This is a genomic window from Aliiglaciecola lipolytica E3 (genome assembly GCF_000314975.1).
GTDB lineage: Bacteria > Pseudomonadota > Gammaproteobacteria > Enterobacterales > Alteromonadaceae > Aliiglaciecola > Aliiglaciecola lipolytica.
Window position 1 is genome coordinate 13066 of sequence record NZ_BAEN01000032.1, and the last position, 21770, is coordinate 34835.

Below are 21770 nucleotides of genomic sequence, written 5' to 3' on the forward strand. Positions count from 1 at the left end.
ATTATGCTTTCTCCGACTCTGCGTGAGCAGCTACTATGCCCGCAGTTTGTTCGTCAAGTATATGCACGATTGATTTAGCACGACCAGCAACAATACTGTGCATAAGGATCAGCGGTAGTGCTGCGATAATACCTTGTGCCGTTGTTACCAATGCCATTGAAATACTTCCAGCCATCAATCTAGGGTCACCTGTACCGAACAATGTAATTTGTTGGAAGGTTGCAATCATACCTAGTACCGTACCTAGTAGACCAAGTAGCGGTGCGATAGCAGCGAATATCTTAATGATGTTGATACCACTTTCTACTGAAGGTAATTCTTTCAGAATTGCTTCATCAAGTTTCAACTCAAGGTTTTCGGTATCAGTCGTTTTATTTTCATTGTAAACCTTCAGTACACGTCCAAGTGGATTAGACGAAGAAGGGTTACCAGGGTTGTTCAACTGTGAACGCATTTTACCACTGATGATAGTTAGTGTGATGATCTTATACAAACCAATCAACAAACCGATAATCAACATTACAGTAATCGTGTAACCAACAGGTCCACCTGCATGATAACGCTCTTCCCATGTTGCTTTCTGTTTCAACAGGCCAAGAATTGCGCCACTTGAAGGGTCAACAAAAGTAGGGATTACACCTGAAGTAGACGCATATAAATCACGCGCTGTTTCTGCTTGAAACTCATCAGGTTGACGGCCTAGAGGTTGTACTTTTTCTTCTTGGTCGTCATATACCAAGTAACCTACTTCACCCACTAAGTTAAATGCACCAACGCGCACAACTTCTTGTTGTGAAGAACCACCTTCAAGGTTAATAACTTCAGTGTTGAATCGAGCAATTTTACCTGATTCAGTCATTTCAGTTTGAAGTGCTATCCACATATCTTCTAACTCACGGATATTTGGAAGACCTTCAGACTCTTCTGACATTCTTTTCAAGAATGCTGCACGTCCTGGGAATTGCGCACTTACGATTGAAGTAGCAATACGTCCATAAGATTCAGAAGCTGCTTGGCGAACAACACCAAACATTTCACCCAAGTCACCAGTCGCCAAATCTAACTCTGTGCTTTTTTCGGTTAATTTAACTTCGTTATCAGCGAATTGCTTAGCTAAACGATCACCACGCTCTTCTTCTGCTTTCAAATTAGCTTGTGCAGTTCTAAGCAAAGCTTGTTTATCTGCTCGTGCGGATTGAAATTCAGCTTCGCGTTGTTTATCTAATTTAGCTTCAGAAACACGATTCTGTTTTACTTCTTCTAATAGCTGATCAAGGGTAGATTGCGCGGACGCACCTGAAGCTAAAAGTGTGACTGCTGTTGCAGCGAATACGGATTTAAATGTTAATTTCATTTCTTATTACTCCGCAGCTGGAATTGGTAATTTAACTAGGTTAACTGGCAATTGTTTTCTTGCCATACGAACTGCAGCAATACTTGATTCCAAGTACTCACTACCTAGTTCTACCCAAGTGCGATTTGCAGTGTCCCACATCCACGCATTTTTCTGATCTAGAGACAATGCAATTAGTGCAGTACGACCAAGGTTAAAGAAGTCAACTGTAATGTCGGTACCTTCATAATTCATATTGCCTTGGTAAGCAGAGATCTTAGAACCATAATCAAGCTCAATTTGATAAGCTTCAATAACTTGGCGGAAACGCTCAGAAACAGTTACGTTTGAATTACCCATAACATCACGTAGGCGCTCAACACGAGCTTTACGCTCTGCAAGTTTAATTGGTACATCTGCGTCGATGAATTTTTCAAGACTGTCGATCATTCTGAATAACAAAGGAACGATTCCACGCTTAGTTTCATCAATTTGATCGATTTGTCTTTGAAGAGAATCGATACCACGCTGTTGGTCAGCAACTAGAGTTGCAACATAGTCATTATAAACTTTTAGATTTTCAGTTTCGTCAACAACTGCACGATATTCGACTAAAAGTTCTTGTGATTGTTGAAAGAGATTATCAATTTTCTCTTGAGATTTAGCTGCAGCTACGTGGATTTTCGCTTCTTCTTTGTGAAGATCATTCAACGTGTCTGCAGAGACTGCACTACTACCAAGTACAAACGCACCCATAACGGTAGAGGCAATAAGGGTTCTCTTGCTCATTTTGGACATAGTTCCCAACCAATTTTCTTGTTATGAATCCCGGCCAATGTGAAAAAATCCTTGGCAAGGGGCTAATTATTTTTTTTAAGGAGTCTAGCGGTAAATCGGTTCAGATTTCCGCTATTGCCCTTGAATGGTCACACGGATGTTATCGAGTTGTCAAGATATCGTACGCCACTGCTGGGCAATTAGTGATTAACGGTAGTTTTTATAATCAAACGGGACAATAAAAGCCTGTTAACCGCTGTTTATACAACCTTTAACTCTTTTCTCTTAATACATTTCCACCAACAAATGCAACTATTTTATTCGCCAAAATCATGTCTTTACGACAATTTAAATAAAATTAGCGACGAAGAGCTGGTTTGACCATTTACTACATATCTCTCTTTCAGTTTAGGTTAGTTTTTCCTTAAGTGCACCATTCATTTTTATTGTTTTGTTGGCAGTAAATCAAATGCGACTGACATCCTCTCTTTGGAATCAGTAAAAGGCTCTGTTCCATGCCAAAAGTAAGAAGGAAAAAGAACTAACTTTCCTACCTCTGGTTTGACCCACTTTTGCGCATTTAGTTGCATGGGTAAATCAATTCCTGGTTTACCAAAATGCAACCAACCTTTTTTATCATCATCACTAATTGAGTCGGGCAATTGTACATAGTATGCGCTACTCAACCATCCTTTAGGGTGGACATGAGAAATATGGAACCCCTGATTTGTTAATCTAACGGACCAGTTAGCTGAAAAGTCAAAATCTTTGCCTGCATGTTTGTAGAATGGATGAGAGGTATTTTTAGGTAGTCCAGTTAGCATTGCGTCTATGGTATTTTTTAGTGCCGACTTTAACTCTTGGATAATAGGTAGTTGGCGACTAAATAAATTGCCTGTCGTTTGAGTACCATTGCGCAACGACTGCTCTAACGGATTCCTTCTACTTGTATGAATTTTCACTAGCGTTTCACGTAGCTGATGATTAAATTGTTCTAAACTTTGATGATTGCTTGGCAACAATATCTGTTGAGAAAATACCATGCTTTGATAATCACATAAACTCTCATACTCTGGGTTGTTTAATAATCTCAAAGTAGTTGATTTCAAAGCCCATAAAAATTGATCATTGGGTGAGTCTTGCAACATCCTGTCAATTAATTGATTCGCTAATTGATAATTTCCTGTAGCTAAATAAGCCTTAATTAGACGTTCATTTTGCGGTGCAGAAATATGAATATTTTGTCTATGTAGATTCTGAAAATAGCCCACGATGGGCTCGTATTTTTTGCTTTTTTCCCATAAAGCCAACTGCATCTGTTCTGCAACGTGCCGTTTAGTTGAAAAACTATTCAACCTATCTACAAGCGTTTCAGCCAGCTCAGTTTGATCGTTTTTAATCAAGCCTGAAATATAATCAGCAAGTAGCTCATTAGTCATCTCTTCTACAGGCTTTTGACGATAGTGAGCCAAATGATCTTCTTCGTTCATTTCGAACTTTAACGAACTGAGTAATTTATTTAAATTACGATGTTCTGGCGCTTTTTGAATACCTACTTTTAAAATATCTAGCGCATCGTTTGTATTACCCACATCTAAATTAGCTAGCGCCAAATCTTCATAGCATTCCGGATTATTTGCATCAATATTGAGACGTTTCTGAAACAAGGTGACGGCTCGGGTATAATTCCCAACTAATTTTTCAAGCCAAGCAAGCTCCGACAATATCTTTGTATTTTGGGGTTGTTGCTTCGCAAGATCAGTGAGAATTTTTTCAGCTTGCTCAAACAGTTTACGTTTTTGCAAAACGCGAGATTGCCCGAGCCTAGCATCTACATCACCAGGTTGAATAGCTTCACAACGAGTAAATGCTTGCGCCGCCAAATCTAATTGTTCCGTTTGTAAATAAGTCTGTCCCAGTTTTAACCACACACGAATATTTTGATTATCAAATGCCAAACATTGTTTATATTGCTTTATCGCATTCGAAAATTCACCTGCTCTAAGAGCAATATTTGCCAAGGCAAAATGCAGGTCAGGTTGTTTAGGATTTAACGCTAATGATTCAGCAAAATAGTGCTTCGCGTCATTGTCTTTTAACAACCTCTCATAGGCAGATCCTATCGCTCTAGATAAGCGAAAATCCGTCAAGCCTAGCTTTTTTAAAATTAAAAAATGCGAGAGAGCTTGCTCAAATTGACCAGCATGCAATAGCTGCATCGCGAGATTGAGTCTTTGTTGCACACTTAAATTAGGATTTTGCATAGAAGAAAATAAAATCAGGTTGCTAGTGGTATAAACCAAGTTGCCAATCGAGTTAAGATACCATTTAATGAAAATCAACCCAAGATTAAATCCAGAGTCTATTTTGTCACAACGAAACCAACTATTGCTAAACGATGCACAACACTTATTATCGAGCGGCAAGTATACATCCAGCCGATTAGCACTAAACAAGATCTTACGTAAAGAACCCGAACACACTGATGCACTGCTAATTAAATATCAAATTGAAGCTGCCGAAGGGGCATACGATGCCGCCTTTGACCAGTTAACACAGTTGGTTGATAAACATGACTTGACGCAAGCGCAACTGCTCAGGTTAGCTGCGCATTTGAACAAATTAGAATTGTACTTTTTGCTCCATAAAGTGATACACAAACTGATTGTATTTTCCCCAGAAGATAACCATTTAAAATTCCAGCAAAGTTTGTGTCTAAGTAAAATTGGGCAAATCCAAACTTCTCTTGAACTCGCTTTGATTTGCGAAAAAAACGACTATGAAAATCCATTGTTATTTCTGAATATTGGACACAATTACAAAGCATTTGGGAATACGGATAAGGCGGCTGAATATTATCAAAAATACATAACAAAATGTCCTGAAAACAGCGGTTTCGGATACTGGGGTTTAGCCGATCTAAAACACTATCTATTTAGTCAAACAGAAATCGAAGAAATGGAAAACAAGCTAAGGGACGTTAATTTAGGGAAAACGGAAAACCAAGCTGAGTTGATTCACTTTGCATTGGGTCACGCGAAATCTCAGCAGAAATCCTATCAGCAAGCATTAGAACACATCACCATCGCGAATAATGGACTATCTAAATTGCGCCCTTTTAGGCAGCAAGGCTATATGCAGTTGATCAATGAGTTACAAAATTATTGTGACAACACGATTAATCCAGATTTTACTGTAGATGAAACTTTAACCCCGATTTTTATCGTTGGTATGCCCCGTTCCGGTACTACATTGACTGAACAAATATTAGCTAGCCATTCTAAAATCGCCGCTACTGATGAACTTCCGTTTATTGAAAGAATTGCGATGCAAATGGGTAGAAAACGCGGCTATGCACAAGGCTTGAGTGAAATGACCAGCGCCCAGCGTGCTGGATACATCAAGTTTTATTTATCTCAAGCGTCGGCTTACTTAGACCAAAAAACGCCTTTTTTAATTGATAAAAACCCAACCAATTTTTTACACCTAGGGTTGATAATCAAATTATTTCCCCATGCTAAGATTATCAACTTAGTACGGGATCCCTTTGACAATGCAATTAGTGTTTACAAGCAGCACTTTAGTCAGGGCAACGACTTTAGTTATGATTTAAATTCGATTAAACACTATGTCTCAGGCTATATTTCGATAATGCAGCATTGGACAAAGCTGTTCCCTGAAAATGTTTATCACCTGCACTATGAGAAATTAGTATCTAGCCCTGAGAAGAGTATTTCTCAGCTTATTGAATTTTGCGGTTTATCTATCGAGCGCCAGTGTTTCGAATTTTTTAATTCAGATAAACCTGTGCTAACCCCTAGTGCGAGTCAAGTGAGACAACCAATCCATGCAAAATCATTAGGAAGTGCGGGGGTTTATGCTGAATATCTACCCGAATTTAAACAACATATGGATGGTTTAAAACATCGCATGTTGGATGCCTTTAGTTAACGTACAGACATCTATTTTAAATGGCAACTTGCTATTGCAGGTTACGCAAGCTTGCCATGACAGTGTTTAAACTTCAGTCCTGAACCACAATGACAAATGTCGTTTCTCGATAGTTTGTGTTGTTCAGAGCTTGGCCTTGGTTGGTCAACGTTTCTTTCTGTTTTTCTAATTGAATTTTGTACAACAGGCTTTGGCGACTGGGGAGTGTCATTTTTGGTTAACGGCTGGGGCGATAAATTTGCATAGCTATCTTTCACCTCTACATTCAGTGCAGGGTCAATCATACAATGCAAAAACATACGTGTTGCTTGGGTACCGTTGGTTAGCTTAAGCACAGTATCTAAATGCATGACTTGTTCGTAGGCTTGCTGGCGAAGTTTGTGGTATTCAGGCCAGCCTTGCTCCGTCAAACCAAATAAACTCCATAGTTCTCGCCATTGATGACAAAAACTTTCTACCTTTTTAATCATCTCTCGCTGCGCTTCTACAGGATTGGTGTCTACGCGCTTTAAATCAGATATCAAGTCATTTGCCAATCCGTCCATCTCTCCTGGAGAAAGAACTAAAGGAGTATTAAATTGCTCGGTTTTAAATTCGTGATTTTCGTGTTGATTAAACGCGACATGCCGAATCTGATCCGCACAAAAAGGCGTATTTAGCCAAGGCACGTGACCCGACTCAGCCATTTTCCAAAACTTTGCAGAGCCGCATAAATCGATGACTAAGTGCACTCTAAATAATTCACTTTGATTGGTGACTCGATGATATTTCCAAGAATCGAAAATCCAAGCTTCACCCGCTTTCATGTGCACATTTTTATCACCGCAATGAAATATAACATTTGGATCGGTTACGATAGGAATGTGGATACGTACGCGTTTGTACCAGTGATAATTAATATCAGAATGGAGTGGAACTTCGAAGCCACTTTCTAACCCCATAAGGCGGGAACGACCTATAACTTCCCCAAAACTTGCAATAACCTGCTTTAAATAGGGTGTATCTTGTAATACAGAAGTCGCCGCCATTGGCCCCTTAAATAGGTTATTAAACTGACCATTTAACGACACCAAGGGAATAGAAAGATTCCCTTTAAACCCCTCATGGTGAGGAACCCACAAGGCTTGATTCAATTGTTGTATTTCCTGTTGTAACCGCTTTTCATCAAAGCAAACGGGAAGTTGAATAAATTCGTGTGCAAGTTTCAATATTAACAATCCACTTCAAATAGGTGATTGGTGCTTTATAAACACCTTATTTTACAATAATGCCGTGGCAATGTTTGTACTTTTTACCGGAACCACAAGGACAAATGGTATTACGAGAAACACGTTGAACTCGAGCTTCACTTGTTGAAGAGTCAGACGTTTTTGGCGGTAGAGGTGTTTCTTCATTGTTCAATTCAGCCACATCCAATTTAGTCAGTCCGCGCTGCACAAGCATGTGATTAATATCTGCTTGCGTGCTCTGAATATGTCGAAGTTGTTTCTCTACTTCGGTTTGATTTTCTTTCCATTTATCCTTGCAAGGAGGTGTCAACGTGTATCGCGATAAAGGCAGTTTTGTAGTTTCTTCTTCAGAAAATTCAGTTAAGTTAGCAAATTGGGCTATTTGCGCTAAGACTTCTGGCGTCTTTTCCACCAATTCTTGATAAGAAACAATTTGAAATTGTTGTTCAGGAAGTTGTTTTAAACAAGCAATGATTGCATCGTTAGCGGCTTGCCATTGAAAACGTGCAATGTCCGCTAAACTGGCAGAAGTTAAGTCTCGCCAACCATCAGGCAATAAAAACGACCATTTAGTGCCTGCAGCATCAATATGCGGGTACGTGGTAAATCGACCAGACTTCCAACCTTCCATGATACTACTAATATTTTCCCTTGGATCCCTGACTAAATAAATAAACTTAGCATCAGGAAATACCGACAACAAAAAAGGAATTCGAAGCGCATTTTTTGGAGTTTTTTCTAGTAGCCTTATCCCGCCCTGAAAGCCGTCATTGATTCGCCCTTCTCGTGTTCTTGCTGCTTGTAAAAACCGAGTTCTCAGTAAATCGATTGTCGCTGCATCTGCATCTTCCGCTCCTAATGCATTAGAAACAAGTCCTCTGGCTACCGTACTCAAGGATGGCACATGCTCAATCAATTGGTGACTTTCTCCGCCGATTGTCCATATTTCTGGGTGCCTAGCGAGAGTTTCGAATAATAACGTGCTCCCCGCTCTTGGCGCTGACAAAATAATGACAGGCTCAATAAGCTTAGTTGCTTGCTTTAATTCCACTTATACGGCGTCCGATCAGTTTATTTTCTTCAAATATAGATTCATCACTAACTATGTCTAATTGATTTTCCGTTAACAACGTTTTCAATTGATCATACTTTTCGTCTGTTAATGCGGCACTCACTAAATCTGAAAGGCGCACAATTTGACCTTCCAGTTCAGTTAAGAAAAGTTTTAGATCTTGTTTCTTTTGTTTGAGCGCTAAATTAGGCTGCATAACATGCTTTAAAAAAGCTGGAAAACCAGTACCAGCTAAAGCAGAAGCATGTTTATTAGCGATGTTTCCAATTTCTGCGTTTAACTGATGTCGCAATTGTTCACATATAGATGACTTCTGACCGTACTTAGCTAAAGCATTAATAAGTTTCCTTATCGTTTCAATTAGTCCACTGGCGATCAAAGCTTTAGCCGCATTAAGAATAGCTAAGTTAGGTTTTACAATTGCCGACTCACAATCATGTAAAATAAATTGAAAATGACCGCCTGTTTTAAGAATTCGACATACCTCAGGAACACTATCAGATAGAGACGAGTATTCAATTCCAAACTGAGAAATCACATAGTCAAACGCACTATCGCTGACCGGCATTTTTTCGGCTTGGGCTTCTTCAATAAAAGTCATATTAGTTAAATTTGACAGTGAATCTGGGATAGATAGCTTTGCACTGTCGAGTCCAGTGTAAACTAAGTGAGCGTTGACATCCTGACCCAAAGCGATCAAAGAACCATTACCCGTACCTATATCTAATACTTTCTGACCATTAGGAATTTGTTGGAAAAGTTCTTCCCACAGCGCCTTAAGAACACCAGTATAATTGCCAGAAAAGTCGTCACCGAAGGATGTCAAATGCCCTTGTTGCCAATATTGGCTCCAATAACTACTCAAGTCTTACTCCACTTTCTAAATTCAATAAAAAAGGCCGATAATAATCGGCCTTTTAATTTTTAACGTTTATTAACTAACGTATTAGAAACTAATTGTATAGTTTACACGGTAGTCACGACCAAAGTTGTTATACAAGTCTTGGTCTGTCCACTGGCCTGCTGAGTTCAATACAGGATCTTCGTCAGTAAGGTTGTTAACTGTAAGAGTTACCGCACCGTATTTACCAGCATTATACGTGTATGTTACGTTGTGGATTAACCAGTCATCAAGCTTACCTGATTGTACCCATGCGCCGTTAGTAAATATTTCATTTTCAGACGTGCTGTCAGTATAAGTCAGGTTCCAAGCAACTGAATGGTCAGCAAGTGCCCAAGATAAAGTTGCAACAGATTTAAACTCAGGTTGACCTGACCAACTAGCCGTATCAACAATCACACCACCAACTTCTTCATCATAAGATAAAACGAAGCTATTAGTGTTAGCTAGACGGAAGTCACCGAATTCTGTTTCGAACATAGCGTTAAAGCTTAAATCGATACCTTCGATTTCGAAACCTTGACCGTTAAAGTAACCAGTACCAGCTTCTAGTAATGTGCCAGCAGTTGAACGGATTAGGTAGAAAGTTTCGTTAGAAACATCAGTACCAGGTGCTACAGCAGTAATTACACCAGCCGCTTCGTCAGACAATAAAGCTTGAACCGTTTTAGTTTGAATTACGTTATCGATAGAAAGTTTGAAGTAATCTAATTTCACGCCAAACTCATCAGTCACATCCCAAACCACACCAAAGTTAGTGTAATCAGAAGATTCTGCACCTAAGTTAGTGTTAGATTTGTAGTAAGTATCATACTGCTTCTCGCTCGTAGCACCAGTTGCATAGTCAATCGCACCTTCAGCAGAGAAAGTGGTTGCAGCATTTAGTTCATCTAGACCAGGTGCACGGAATGATTCAGAGTAAGATGCACGAAGTACAACTCCGTCAGCCACTTCCCAACGCGCTTTAACAGCTGGAGAAACGTTATCACCGAAATCAGAGTAATCATCGTAACGAACTGCGATGTTAACTTCTAAGTCATCAGTAAACGGCAGTCTTGATTCGAAGAAGAATGCAGTAACATCACGCATACCTTCAGCACTGTTACCAGCAGAACCACCGATTAGACCAGTTTCAGACTGACCGTCATAAATATCTGCGTAAGTTTGCTCGAAGTACTCAGCACCGAAGTAATGAGATACCATGCCACCACCAAGCTCAAACATATCGAAACCGATACCAGCGAAGTATTGGTCTAGAGTAGAACTAGAGTTTTGAAGTGTAGTAGCTTTCATGTTAGCTATACCTTCTTCAGAACCAAGGTCGATATCATTAGCATCGTTATATGCTAAACCACCGTAGCTCAAATAGTACTCACCAATCGATTTGTTATCAGCGATGTTAGTGTGGTAGTAAACTTCCCACGCAGCGTCATTCCAGTCTAGGTTACCACGAAGACCAGTTGTGTAATCTTGGTTGTAATCATCAACGTTACCGTCACGAGTACCGATACCAACCCAACGGAAATAACCACGAGGACTTTCTACGTCAAATGGGTTATGAGCATTGTCTGCAGGAATACCATCCCATGGAGCAGCAGGAGGTGCATAACGACCGAACGAGCTATTTTGAACGAACATAGCCTGACCGAACCATTCTACATCTTCGGCAATTTCATAATTAGCGTTTACATATAGTGTGTTACGGTCAACTGATGCAGTGTTATAAGAAACGTTTGCGAATGCATACATACAGTAAGTAGAACCTTCGCTCCAATCATCATCAGCAGCTACGTTAGCAAAAGTGTCCGCGCCGTACTGTGAAATCAAATCACCACAAAGAGGTGATGCTTGAGTCATAGAGAAGTCAGCGTTAGCAATTGTTGCACCGTAAATAGACCAACCAGAAGTTTCAGTATAAGCCTGAATTTCGCCGTCACCGTTGAAATCAGTCATGCTAGCTTTAGTATAGTCACGAGCACCGTCAGAGATACCTTTACGCTCTTGGTGATCGAATGCAAACGTGATGTTACCTTTATCGTTAGACACACCGCCCACGATAGAGAATTCTTTAGAAGTAGTACCTTCGTCGTTGTCACGGTGACCTAAACCACCAGAGAACGTCAAACCTTCGTAGTTGTCTTTAAGGATAACGTTAACAACACCAGCCATTGCGTCAGAACCATAAACAGAAGAACCACCTTCAGTCATGATATCGATACGCTCAACAGCTGCGAAAGGAATAGCGTTAAGGTTAGCAGAAGCGCCACCTAGCGTAGGTGAACCTGGGAAACGACGACCGTTCAATAGAACTAGTGTACGTTGAGAACCAGCACCACGAAGGTTAATAGTAGCTTGTGATTGAGCAGAGCTACCAGAACGTTCTGAGAAAGAACCGAAAGAGTTCAATGAGCTGCTACGAAGTGCATCAGCAACTGAGAAGTCACCTTCCATCTTGATGTCAGCAGCGCTGATTGAAATTACAGGTGTAGCACCTTCAAGGTCGGTACGTTGAATACGTGAACCTGTTACAGAGATTTTCTCTACGCCAGCTGAATCTTGAGCAACAGCTGTTGCAGGAGCCAATACTGCTGTTGAAGCAGCACCGACAGCTAGAGCCATGCGAATTGACTTCGCTAACTTTGAATTTGTATACATGTATGTCTCCCTGGACCACTATTTAATAGTGTTAGTTTTGTCGCTTGTGCGACTTTTTATTAGTAAGGTAGTGAACCTCGCAGTGAATAATAAACACAACATAGTGCTGTGGTCAACTCGTTGTAATGCCCTATTCCATAAAAGTTCAATATATTTCGTAAAGTAATAAGTAACTAAAAGTTTACGATTTTATTTGCGCGCAATTTATGTATAGCTTAGTTGCGTAAAGTTTACCCACGTTTATGTACAGGTATTGTTTAATAAATGAAGCTTTGTATAAATTGGAAATTCGTTATTTCAATCTAAAAAAGGCCTATCATTTAAGGCTTAAGATACTGAAATAAAATAGAAACATTGGTTGAATGAGAATAACTGAAGGCAAACTCACTGAATAAGTGACCAAACGTTTAAAGCAACAGACTCCGTTTATAAAACAAAACTTCGACGATACTAGGCTAGGCTAGGCATTACTTGTTAACACCTTGTTAAATAGGAGTTGGGCGTAATTATAATTTATTTTCACTTGTGTCTTTACTTAAACCTAAATCGTTGTCAATCTTGCTTATAAATCGACCAAAAAATAAAAACTAACATCACATGCTTGGTATTAATTTTTACGATTATCAGGTAGTGTTTTGCGAGTAATTGGAATTAAGAGCAAATAAACATGAAACTAGATGATGATATCCATAACTATTATGAGCATCTTATTTTAGAGCGAATTGAGTCATTGCAATTGAGTAAAGTTAAGAGCGCGGATTACATTGCCGACCTATGTTGTTTGGCGCTTAATCAAGTTCCCCCTCGCTATATTCGTTATGAAGTCGATATGTCTTTTTATTTACCTCAGGGCGAACGTCAACAAATGGAAATGAATGTTGCGAATGCTGTTTCAAAAGCAATCAAGTTTCTAGATGAATCAAAATCTGAAAATTCGAATTAGAAGTAATATCTACGAGATAAATAAATTATTCCGTTGTTTGAAACCAAACATGGCTTAATTTACACATAGAACCTTTGGGAAGAAGAGGGTGGCAACCTTCCAGCCACATTCCGGCACATGAGTCGTCTGCTGCGGCTGCTCCCTTCCGGGCCTGACCGGTTTCACAGAGTATCATTGCGGAAGGACCAAAAGGTCACCATTGAAACTCTCATTCAATCGCTCATACGTTTAATATGAGATATTGAATCGGCGCGCATTATGACCAAAGCATTATTAATATGCAAGGTTGAATTCGCGCCTAATAACGCTTTGCCTGATTTTCAATCAAAAAACATCACTCCATCGCAAGGGTGTGGTTTGATTATTTTGTTAAAAAACGTTCTTCGGCTATTTGATTAGAGATCACATTTGTGGGCTGCTGTTCAGAGTCTGAACGTTGATAAATCTCAGTCAAAGTATCCGCTATGCCTTCTATATGACTACGCATCGCTTCTGCTGTACTGAGCATGCGCTGATGATATATGTCGATAACACCACCGGCATTTATCACATAATCAGGTGCATACAAAATTCCTTTTTTACGTACAAGTTCACCTATCGATTCTTGCGCCAATTGATTGTTTGCTGCACCTGCAATAACTTTGACCTTTAAACGCTCTAACGTTTGCTGATTTACCGAAGCGCCCATTGCACAAGGCGCATAAACATCCACATCCAGGTCGAATATTTCATCTGGCTCTACCGCAATCGCACCAAACTTTTCCACGGCCTCATTCACATTGTCAGGGTAAATATCAGTTACATATAATTGCGCGCCCTGTTGATGAAGATGATCGGCCAAACGATAGCCAACATGTCCCATACCTTGAACAGCGACCTTAACCCCTTGTAAATCTGTCCCTAGCGCATACTTTACCGAAGCTTCTAATCCTTTAAATACACCGTAAGCAGTAGATGGCGCTGGATTTCCATCCGCCTTACCGCCATCAAAGCGATACTTTGCCTGAATACCCGACACATGCTTTGTATTGGCAGCCATCAGTTGAATATCACTTACCGCAATACCAGAATCTTCAGCAGTAATATAACGTCCTCCCATTTGCTCAACAAAACGCCCCATTGCAGCCATTAGTTCAGGACTTTTATGTTTTCTAGGATCTCCTATAATTACCGCCTTGCCGCCGCCTAATTTAAGTTGCGCCATTGCCGCTTTATAAGTCATGCCTTTTGACAAGCGCAGAACATCATTAAGCGCATCAGCACTGTTTGCATATGGCCACATTCTGCATCCACCCAAAGATGGACCTAAATTCGTGTTATGCACTGCAATGATCGCCTGCAAACCGGTTTTTTTATCTTTGAAAAAAGCTACTTGCTCATGCCCATCAAACTCGACGTGATCAAACACTGACATCGCTAAACCTTAATAAGTTGTATGATATTTTTAAGACATATTAGCGCATAGCAGAGAGGATATGCTTTGCTAAGATTTTTAAGCTGAGGATTAACACGCAATTGTGTAACGATTGAATTCCAACATTTAGGATAATTATCCTAGGAACGGAGCTTGAAAAAGATAAAGATTTTGCGCATGCTCCACAATTAGATTAATTAATTCACTTTTAACAAGAATAAAATATGAAGTTTGATAAGTTTGACCGCGAAATCCTGCGTGTGCTGCAAAAAGATGCCACTGTATCTATGGCTGAATTAAGCCAAAAAGTAGGTTTGTCACATACCCCTTGTTGGCGGCGAGTGAAACGCATGGAAGCAGAAGGTATTATCAAACAAAAAGTCACCATACTAGATAATAAAAAACTCAATCTAGGTGTCTCTGTTTTTATATACGTTACGTTGAAAAATCACGATGGTGAGTCGCTTAACGATTTTGAAGCATCAGTGCAAAGCATTGATGAAATTGTTGAATGCCACACTACCAGTGGTGACAAAGATTATTTGTTAAAAGTGATAGTAGAAAGTATAGAAGAGTACGAACATCTACTTAAAAGTAAATTGACTAACCTACCACTTGTTGATCATCTGAGTTCTACATTTGCCCTCAAGCAGGTTAAAAACACCACTGAATTACCTATAAAAAATATTTAACAATGCGGTTTTCAGCTGATTGAGGGCAACGTTGTTTTATGTTGCGTCTGCTTGGTTTTCAGGTTTCGCCGCTATAAACGCCTCTATTTGATTGCAGTTGTCATGCACACGCTGAATCAATGGAAATTGCCCCATGTCAACGCCAAATCGTTGAGCGTTGTATACTTGCGGAATTAAAAACACATCGGCCATAGTTACATCAAAACCAAAACAATAATCGGCGACTGTATTGGTTAGCCTTTTTTCAATGCTCTTAAAACCCGTTTCGATCCAATGCTTGTTCCACTTTACATTATCTTCATCACTGTTTTGAAACGTCGATTTTAAGTGTCGAAGAATTCGCAAATTGGTAATGGGTTGAATATCACATCCTATGTCTTGAGCTAATGCACGTACTCTGGCTCTATCTAATCGATGAGTAGGAACCAGTTTAACTGGTTCCTCATAACGCTCATCAATATATTCAACAATAGCCATTGATTGATTGAGGAAGATATCTTCATCATCATCCACAAATGTTGGCACCAATTGAGAAGGGTTTAAAGCAGTATAATCTTGACTAAATTGCATGCCACCATCTTTGGCTAAATTAACCGGCACATAGGTATATTCTAATTGCTTCAAATTAAGTGCAATTCTGGCTCGGTAAGTAGCTGATGAACGCCAATAACCATATAAATATAAACTCACGTCATTCCCCTTTTCACAAACAAGTATTCATACCACTTTAACTGAACTTTTAAGGTTTAGCGGCTTGCACCACATTTTGATCAATACTGCCAAAAATATTATTTCCTTGCTCATCCAGCATTTCAATTTTTATATGATCACCAAATTGCATGAAATCAGTAGTGGGCTTACCATCACGAATTGTTTCTATCATGCGCACTTCTGCAATACAGGAGTAACCCACTCCACCTTCAGCAATACTAGTACCATATTCAGTACCTTGCTTATTAGACACTGTACCTGATCCAATAATAGTACCTGCTCCTAGATTGCGAGATTTGGCCGCATGGGCAACCAATTGTGCAAAGTCGAAGGTCATATCAGTACCCGCTTGAGGACGCCCAAAAAGTGAATGATTGTAATGTGAAATTAGCGGCAAATGGACTTTGTTATCCATCCATTTGTCCTGTAATTCATCTGGAGTGACAGCGACAGGGGAAAAGGCAGACGAAGGCTTAGATTGGAAGAACCCAAATCCTTTGGCAAGCTCTCCTGGAATTAGCCCTCTTAACGAAACATCATTCACTAACATCAGTAGTTTAATATGTTTACCGGCATTTTCAGGCAAAACTCCCATGGGAACATCATCAGTAATGATAGCCACTTCGGCTTCAAAATCGATTCCCCATTTATCGCTGGGTAAAGCAACGTTATCCGTGGGACCAATAAAGTCATCAGAACCACCTTGATACATTAATGGATCAGTCCAAAAACTCTCAGGAATCTCAGCACCACGCGCTTTTCGAACTAGCTCAACATGATTGACATAAGCACTGCCATCCGCCCATTGATACGCTCTTGGCAAAGGCGATTCACATTGCGAGCTATCAAACGGTATTGCTCGTTCAGCAGTTCCCGCATTCAACTGCTGATAAACAGACTCAAGTTTTGGACTAATTTCAGCCCAATTATCCAGAGCTTGTTGCAAAGTAGCGGCAATGTCATCAACCGCAACACATTGGGTTAAATTTGTATTGACCACGACTAACTGACCATCGCGTGAGCCATTTTTATAACTTGCTAATTTCATACAAAACCTTATTTCTCTTTCCAACTATTCACATAATCAGCATTTTCAACTAAAGAAGACACATCGCTTACTGTTAAGGCATCTCGGGTGTCTAACATCACAGCAACTTCATCTGTAAAGGTCTTTTTATGCGCCCTTCCAGCCGCAAACGCTTTAGGATGTGGTCCATGTGTGAAACCCGCAGGATGAAATGTCACCATTCCTTTCTCGATATTGTCGCGCGAGAAAAAGTCACCCTCGTGATAAAATAAGACTTCATCATAATCGTCGTTGTTGTGATAAAAAGGCACTTTCAATGCGCCTGGATCACTTTCGATGGGCCTGGGAACAAACGTACAAATAACGAATCGACTGGCTACAAATGTAGTATGAGCCGACGGTGGCAAGTGATAGCGATGACTCATCAAAGGGCGAATATCTCGCCAGTTAATCCTGACCACACTAAGATCACCATGCCATCCAATCGCATCGAGTGGATTAAACGGATAGGTAACTTGCGAAATCTGATTATGGCGTTTTATTTCAACTTGCCACATTTGCTCAGAATATTGTGCTTTGAATTCATCATTAATCGTTGGTGTGTCCAACATACCTGAATCAAAAATAGCATGCGGACCAACCAAGCCTTTTTCCGGTAACTGATAGCTATCATTGGTCGCTTCAATCATCAGAATTTGCATTGCGGAATCAGGCTCAATGCGCCACATGGTTGAACGTGGGATCACCACATAATCGCCTTGCTTTAGGGTCAAATGACCATAATCACAAAACAATTGACCGCCGCCTTGATGGATAAACAATAATTCATCGCCATCCGCATTACGGGCTAATTTCTGCATAGCGGTAACGCAGTGCCACATGCGGTAGCGACAATGTGAATTAAATAAAATCTCCGCGGCTGACCAAGGCGAATTCCCATCTATGGAAATGTTCTTTTCTGGTAGTAGATTTAAGTCAAATGCTCTGGGGCGCAACGGCCCCTGCCAATCACTCCAGCCAGTGGGTGCATGAGTATGATGTAAATGTGTCGCTGGACCAAAAAACCCGCTACGACCAATTTCCCGCTCAAAAATAGCTTGCTCAGGAAAATCTGCATGCGCTTGTCGCGAAGATGTCCCCTGTTGACGCGGGAACTGAATCCATTTACGCATCGGATTTTTCACCATTATTTTCGATTACACCACGTCTGATTTGATCTTGTTCAATCGATTCAAACAATGCTTTGAAGTTACCTTCTCCGAAACCTTCATTACCTTTTCGTTGAATAATCTCAAAAAATACGGGACCAATCACTGTGTCTGTAAAGATTTGCAGTAAAATACCATCTTTCATTGGCGCACCGTCAATCAGTACTTTCAATTCATGTAACACGGCTAAATCTTCACCGTGGCCCTCTACTCGGCTATCTACATTTTCATAATAGGTATCTGGTGTATCCATAAATTTCAGGCCGCGCGCTTTTAACGTCCGCACAGTTTCATAAATATCTTCTGTCGACAACGCAATATGCTGAATGCCTTCACCATTGTATTCGCGAATAAATTCTTCGATTTGAGACTTATCGTCTGAGGATTCGTTTATTGGAATACGAATTTTTCCACAAGGTGACGTCATGGCTTTGCTAACTAGACCAGTGAGCTTACCTTCAATATCAAAGTAACGAATTTCTCTAAAGTTACCAATTCGTTCGTAAAAATTGGCCCAAACCGCCATGTTTCCACGTTTTACATTATGAGTAAGGTGATCAAGTACAGCCAAACCTGCATCGGCTTTTGCCATCAATTGTTGCCAATCAGGGTAAAATTTAAAATCTATATCGTAGATAGACTCATCACCGTAACGATCAACAAAGTACAACGTGCTTTCTCCGATGCCATAAACAGCTGGAATATTTAATTCCATTGCACCTAAGTTACCGACGAATTGTTTTGCGCCGTTTTTAACCGCGTGTTGCAGAGCTTTACCGGCATCTTTTACTCGAAATGCCATGCCACATACACTTGGTCCTCTTAATCGCGCAAACTCTTCCGCTTGCGAAGCTGGCTCAGCGTTGACAATAAAATTAATGTCCCCTTGCTTAAACAACCAGACGCGTTTCGATCTGTGTTGAGCAACTTCGGCAAAACCTAACGATAAAAATAAGTCTTTAAGGTCTTGAATACCTTTTTCATCGGCCGCGGTATATTCCACAAATTCGAAGCCGTCACAATTTAAGGGGTTAAAATTAATGTCTGTTGTCATGTTATTTCTCACAAAAGGTTAACGAGTACATGGATCTACTTAAGCCTATAATCTGCAAGAAGAATAGTGTCTGACATACGATAGTTTGACTCGCTAACCCAGCAAAATTGTAACGTTATTTTTACATTCAATTTTAGCCATTAAAAAGCCGCTAAAAAGCGGCTATATGTGTCAACAAAAGTAGACAGACTAAAAATATCTGTAATTAAAGCTTTACGGTCTTTTTGTTAATCCCATACTCACGTAATTTATTTGCTATCGCGGTATGACTCAGTCCCAGCTTTTTGGCCAACTGACGGGTACTTGGATAGAACGGATAAAGACGTCTTAACAAGCTCTTTTCGTAACGTTTAACCTCTTCTTCCAGAGACCCTTCAAATTCCTCTGGGATAAAGTTTACATTCGTCGCACTGCTTGGCAGTTGAATATGCTCTTTACACATTTCGTTGCCTTCCAATAAAGACAATGCACGATACAATGCATTTTCAAGTTGTCTCACATTGCCTGGCCACGAATAAGATTGTAAATAATCAATACAAGATTTACTTAATTTAGGCGCTCGTCGGCCTAGCTTCATGCAATGCTGTTTAATAAATCTGTCCGCTAAAGGAATAATGTCTGACTTACGCTCACGCAATGAAGGTACAGTGAGACTCAACACGTTAAGGCGATAATATAGATCTTCTCTAAACTCACCGTCTTCAACTAATTTAGGTAGATCTTTTTGTGTCGTGCATACAATGCGGACATCAACGGTGACTTCGTTACTGTCACCGACTCGACGAAACGTACCGTTTTGCAGCACACGTAGTAACTTCGACTGCAATTGGTGTGACATATCCCCTACTTCATCAAGGAAAAGTGTACCGCCTTTGGCCTGTTCTAAAATGCCAGCCTTTCCTTCTTTTTGTCCAAATTCACCTGGTGCATAGCCAAATAATTCCGTTTCAGCGACGCTGTCCGGTAAAGAAGCGCAGTTTAAAGGTAGAAATTGACCGCTGGCGCGACGACTGGCCTCGTGACAAGCACGAGCAAGCATTTCTTTACCAGTACCGGTTTCCCCAAAAATCAATATAGGGCCATCAAGCTCGGCCATTCGCGTCGCTTCTTTAACCACTTTTTTCATAACATTACTGTTTGCTTGTACCGACGCAAAACTGTCATTACTAATTTGATGGAAGACGGTTAATTGTTGCTCTAATCTAAATTCAGACTTCAACATAATTAAAGCACCGGCTAGAATTGACTCTCCACCAGCATCTGGGATCATCACAGGTAAAATATCAGCGAGAAAATCCTGCTCTAAAAAGCTGACTTTCTGAGTTTGTGCTGCCAGCGGGTTACCTTCTAACCACTTTTGAAATGTGAATCCTCTTAGGTATTCACCAATTTCTTCGCCAAGTAAACTATCCGCGCTTTGCTCAACGGTCGCAGTTACCGCTTCGTTAACCAACAAAATACGGCCTTTCGTATCCAACGAAAAAATAGGATCAGGCAAAGTTTGTAGCAAAGCCCTAAGTTGATTTTGCTCACGTTCAATCGGCATAAAGGGCGTAGTTTTTACATCGTCGATGCCTTTAATTCGACGAATTTCGGGCATAAACTGCTGAAAATCCTCAAATTTAATATTTGGGAAATTTAAGAATATTTTACCCGCGATATCAATTTCGATTCCGCGTAAATCGATTTCATAATTAACTAAAATGTCTAAAACGTCTTGGGCTATACCCAATCTGTCCTGACATATAATTTCCAATCGCATGTATTCACGATCCATTTAGTAAGGTGTAAAGATATTATTACAAATTTTAAAGGATGTCTTCAAATTAGGTGAGACAGATAACCTAATTTTGAGACAGAAGGTAAAAAGCGCATAACCGGATGTATGCGCTTTATAAGTCGGACGTGACTATTAGTTTAGCAGATTAACTGGCTATCTTATCTTTTTGTGAAAATAGCGGTGCTCGTAATCCAAGTTTTTTGGCTGTATTAACCAATGCCATAATATCGAGATTTGCGAGTTCAAATAATTGTTCGAAATTGTTTAGGGTAAAATATACTGGCTGCATTATATCGATGCGATATGGCGTACGCAGTGCTTCGAGCGGATTCATAGCTTGTCTTTTCGGTTGATCACTCTCAAGCGCATATATTGTTTCCCCCGGAGAAGACAAAATCCCACCTCCGTAAATACGCGTTCCCTCTGCTGTGTGCAATAACCCAAATTCCACTGTAAACCAATATAATCGCGCTAAAAACGCCCTATCTTGCTTACTCGCAGCCAAACCTAATTTACCATAGGTATGGGTGAAGTGAGCAAAAGCAGGGTTCGTCAATAACGGACAATGGCCGAATATCTCATGGAAAATGTCAGGCTCTTGTAGGTAATCAAAATCTTCGCGACTCCGAATAAACGTGGCCACTGGGAACTTTTTATTAGCTAACAAGTTAAAGAAAGCATCAAAATTAATTAATGATGGTACTTGCTCTACCTGCCACCCACTCGTCTCTGCAAGGACCTGATTAACCTCGAATAATTGTGGAACGCGATCAGTTGGTAAGTTTAATAATTCAAGGCCATGCATAAACTCATCACAAGCGCGATCTTGTATTATTGCTATCTGCCTTTCATACAAATCTTGCCAAACTTGATTGTCTTCATCTGACCAATCAACAATCCCATCTTCGTTCATACTTCGAGAGAAGTATTTTGTCTCTTTTGACATTTGTATTCCTCGACTTTCGACTCTGTGAAAGTCTAATTTTATCTATTGGTTTTTTATCAATAACAGTTGATAAAAAG

Annotated in this window: 17 protein-coding genes and 1 other RNA gene; 3 read left to right on the forward strand and 15 right to left on the reverse strand. The window is 40.1% G+C overall.

The window, feature by feature from the left end; translation table 11 throughout:
- Nucleotide 1: 1 nt before the first annotated feature.
- From GLIP_RS06920 to GLIP_RS06935, 3 genes are all read right to left on the reverse strand, one after another.
- Entirely contained in the window at nucleotides 2-1354 is a 1353-nt protein-coding gene (locus tag GLIP_RS06920) for a MotA/TolQ/ExbB proton channel family protein (protein ID WP_008843884.1), read from the reverse strand.
- Nucleotides 1355-1360: 6 nt separating this feature from the next.
- Nucleotides 1361-2122, reverse strand: a complete 762-nt coding sequence (locus GLIP_RS06925) for a DUF3450 domain-containing protein (protein ID WP_008843885.1) — start codon at nucleotides 2120-2122, stop codon at nucleotides 1361-1363.
- 431 nt (nucleotides 2123-2553) lie between these two features.
- The gene (locus tag GLIP_RS06935) at nucleotides 2554-4452 is read right to left on the reverse strand and encodes a tetratricopeptide repeat protein (protein WP_040522247.1); all 1899 of its coding nucleotides are present in this window, start codon (nucleotides 4450-4452) and stop codon (nucleotides 2554-2556) included.
- Here GLIP_RS06935 and GLIP_RS06940 point away from each other — a divergent pair.
- The gene (locus GLIP_RS06940; RefSeq protein WP_008843887.1) at nucleotides 4442-6061 is read left to right on the forward strand and encodes a sulfotransferase; all 1620 of its coding nucleotides are present in this window, start codon (nucleotides 4442-4444) and stop codon (nucleotides 6059-6061) included. The genes GLIP_RS06935 and GLIP_RS06940 overlap by 11 nt on opposite strands.
- Nucleotides 6062-6102: 41 nt before the next feature.
- Here the strand turns inward: GLIP_RS06940 and GLIP_RS06945 are convergent, their stop codons facing one another.
- From GLIP_RS06945 to GLIP_RS06960, 4 genes are all read right to left on the reverse strand, one after another.
- Nucleotides 6103-7269, reverse strand: coding sequence for an aspartyl/asparaginyl beta-hydroxylase domain-containing protein (locus GLIP_RS06945; RefSeq protein ID WP_008843888.1), 1167 nt, complete (start codon nucleotides 7267-7269; stop codon nucleotides 6103-6105).
- 46 nt (nucleotides 7270-7315) lie between these two features.
- Nucleotides 7316-8341 (reverse strand): sulfotransferase family protein, encoded by a 1026-nt coding sequence (locus tag GLIP_RS06950; RefSeq protein ID WP_008843889.1) that lies wholly within the window; start codon nucleotides 8339-8341, stop codon nucleotides 7316-7318.
- Entirely contained in the window at nucleotides 8319-9227 is a 909-nt protein-coding gene (locus tag GLIP_RS06955) for a class I SAM-dependent methyltransferase (RefSeq protein ID WP_008843890.1), read from the reverse strand. Before GLIP_RS06955 ends, GLIP_RS06950 begins: the two co-directional genes overlap by 23 nt.
- Before the next feature lie 81 nt (nucleotides 9228-9308).
- On the reverse strand, nucleotides 9309-11918 hold the full coding sequence (locus GLIP_RS06960; protein ID WP_008843891.1) for a TonB-dependent receptor domain-containing protein: 2610 nt from the start codon (nucleotides 11916-11918) through the stop codon (nucleotides 9309-9311).
- Between the two features lie 667 nt (nucleotides 11919-12585).
- On the opposite strand from GLIP_RS06960, the gene GLIP_RS06965 reads away from it, so the two are divergent.
- Entirely contained in the window at nucleotides 12586-12861 is a 276-nt protein-coding gene (locus tag GLIP_RS06965) for a late competence development ComFB family protein (RefSeq protein WP_008843892.1), read from the forward strand.
- 94 nt (nucleotides 12862-12955) lie between these two features.
- Here the strand turns inward: GLIP_RS06965 and ffs are convergent.
- An RNA gene (ffs, locus tag GLIP_RS21655) (signal recognition particle sRNA small type) lies at nucleotides 12956-13052 on the reverse strand.
- Nucleotides 13053-13222: 170 nt separating this feature from the next.
- Nucleotides 13223-14275, reverse strand: a complete 1053-nt coding sequence (locus tag GLIP_RS06970; protein WP_008843894.1) for a Glu/Leu/Phe/Val dehydrogenase dimerization domain-containing protein — start codon at nucleotides 14273-14275, stop codon at nucleotides 13223-13225.
- A gap of 224 nt (nucleotides 14276-14499) precedes the next feature.
- On the opposite strand from GLIP_RS06970, the gene GLIP_RS06975 reads away from it, so the two are divergent.
- Nucleotides 14500-14967, forward strand: coding sequence for an Lrp/AsnC family transcriptional regulator (locus GLIP_RS06975; RefSeq protein WP_008843895.1), 468 nt, complete (start codon nucleotides 14500-14502; stop codon nucleotides 14965-14967).
- 36 nt (nucleotides 14968-15003) lie between these two features.
- Here the strand turns inward: GLIP_RS06975 and maiA are convergent, their stop codons facing one another.
- The 6 genes from maiA to phhA all read right to left on the reverse strand — a co-directional run bounded on the left by maiA (nucleotide 15004) and on the right by phhA (nucleotide 21693).
- Nucleotides 15004-15657: a maleylacetoacetate isomerase gene (gene maiA, locus GLIP_RS06980; protein WP_008843896.1), complete on the reverse strand. Its 654-nt coding sequence runs from the start codon at nucleotides 15655-15657 to the stop codon at nucleotides 15004-15006.
- Between the two features lie 49 nt (nucleotides 15658-15706).
- On the reverse strand, nucleotides 15707-16726 hold the full coding sequence (locus tag GLIP_RS06985; RefSeq protein WP_008843897.1) for a fumarylacetoacetate hydrolase family protein: 1020 nt from the start codon (nucleotides 16724-16726) through the stop codon (nucleotides 15707-15709).
- A gap of 8 nt (nucleotides 16727-16734) precedes the next feature.
- Nucleotides 16735-17877 carry a homogentisate 1,2-dioxygenase gene (locus tag GLIP_RS06990; RefSeq protein ID WP_008843898.1) on the reverse strand — a complete coding sequence of 381 codons (1143 nt, stop codon included), beginning with the start codon at nucleotides 17875-17877 and terminating at the stop codon, nucleotides 16735-16737.
- Nucleotides 17870-18967: a 4-hydroxyphenylpyruvate dioxygenase gene (gene hppD, locus GLIP_RS06995; protein WP_008843899.1), complete on the reverse strand. Its 1098-nt coding sequence runs from the start codon at nucleotides 18965-18967 to the stop codon at nucleotides 17870-17872. The genes GLIP_RS06990 and hppD overlap by 8 nt, the downstream gene beginning before the upstream one ends.
- A 205-nt stretch (nucleotides 18968-19172) precedes the next feature.
- On the reverse strand, nucleotides 19173-20729 hold the full coding sequence (gene tyrR / locus GLIP_RS07000; protein ID WP_008843900.1) for a transcriptional regulator TyrR: 1557 nt from the start codon (nucleotides 20727-20729) through the stop codon (nucleotides 19173-19175).
- Between the two features lie 163 nt (nucleotides 20730-20892).
- The gene (gene phhA, locus GLIP_RS07005) at nucleotides 20893-21693 is read right to left on the reverse strand and encodes a phenylalanine 4-monooxygenase (protein ID WP_008843901.1); all 801 of its coding nucleotides are present in this window, start codon (nucleotides 21691-21693) and stop codon (nucleotides 20893-20895) included.
- Between the last annotated feature and the right edge of the window lie 77 nt (nucleotides 21694-21770).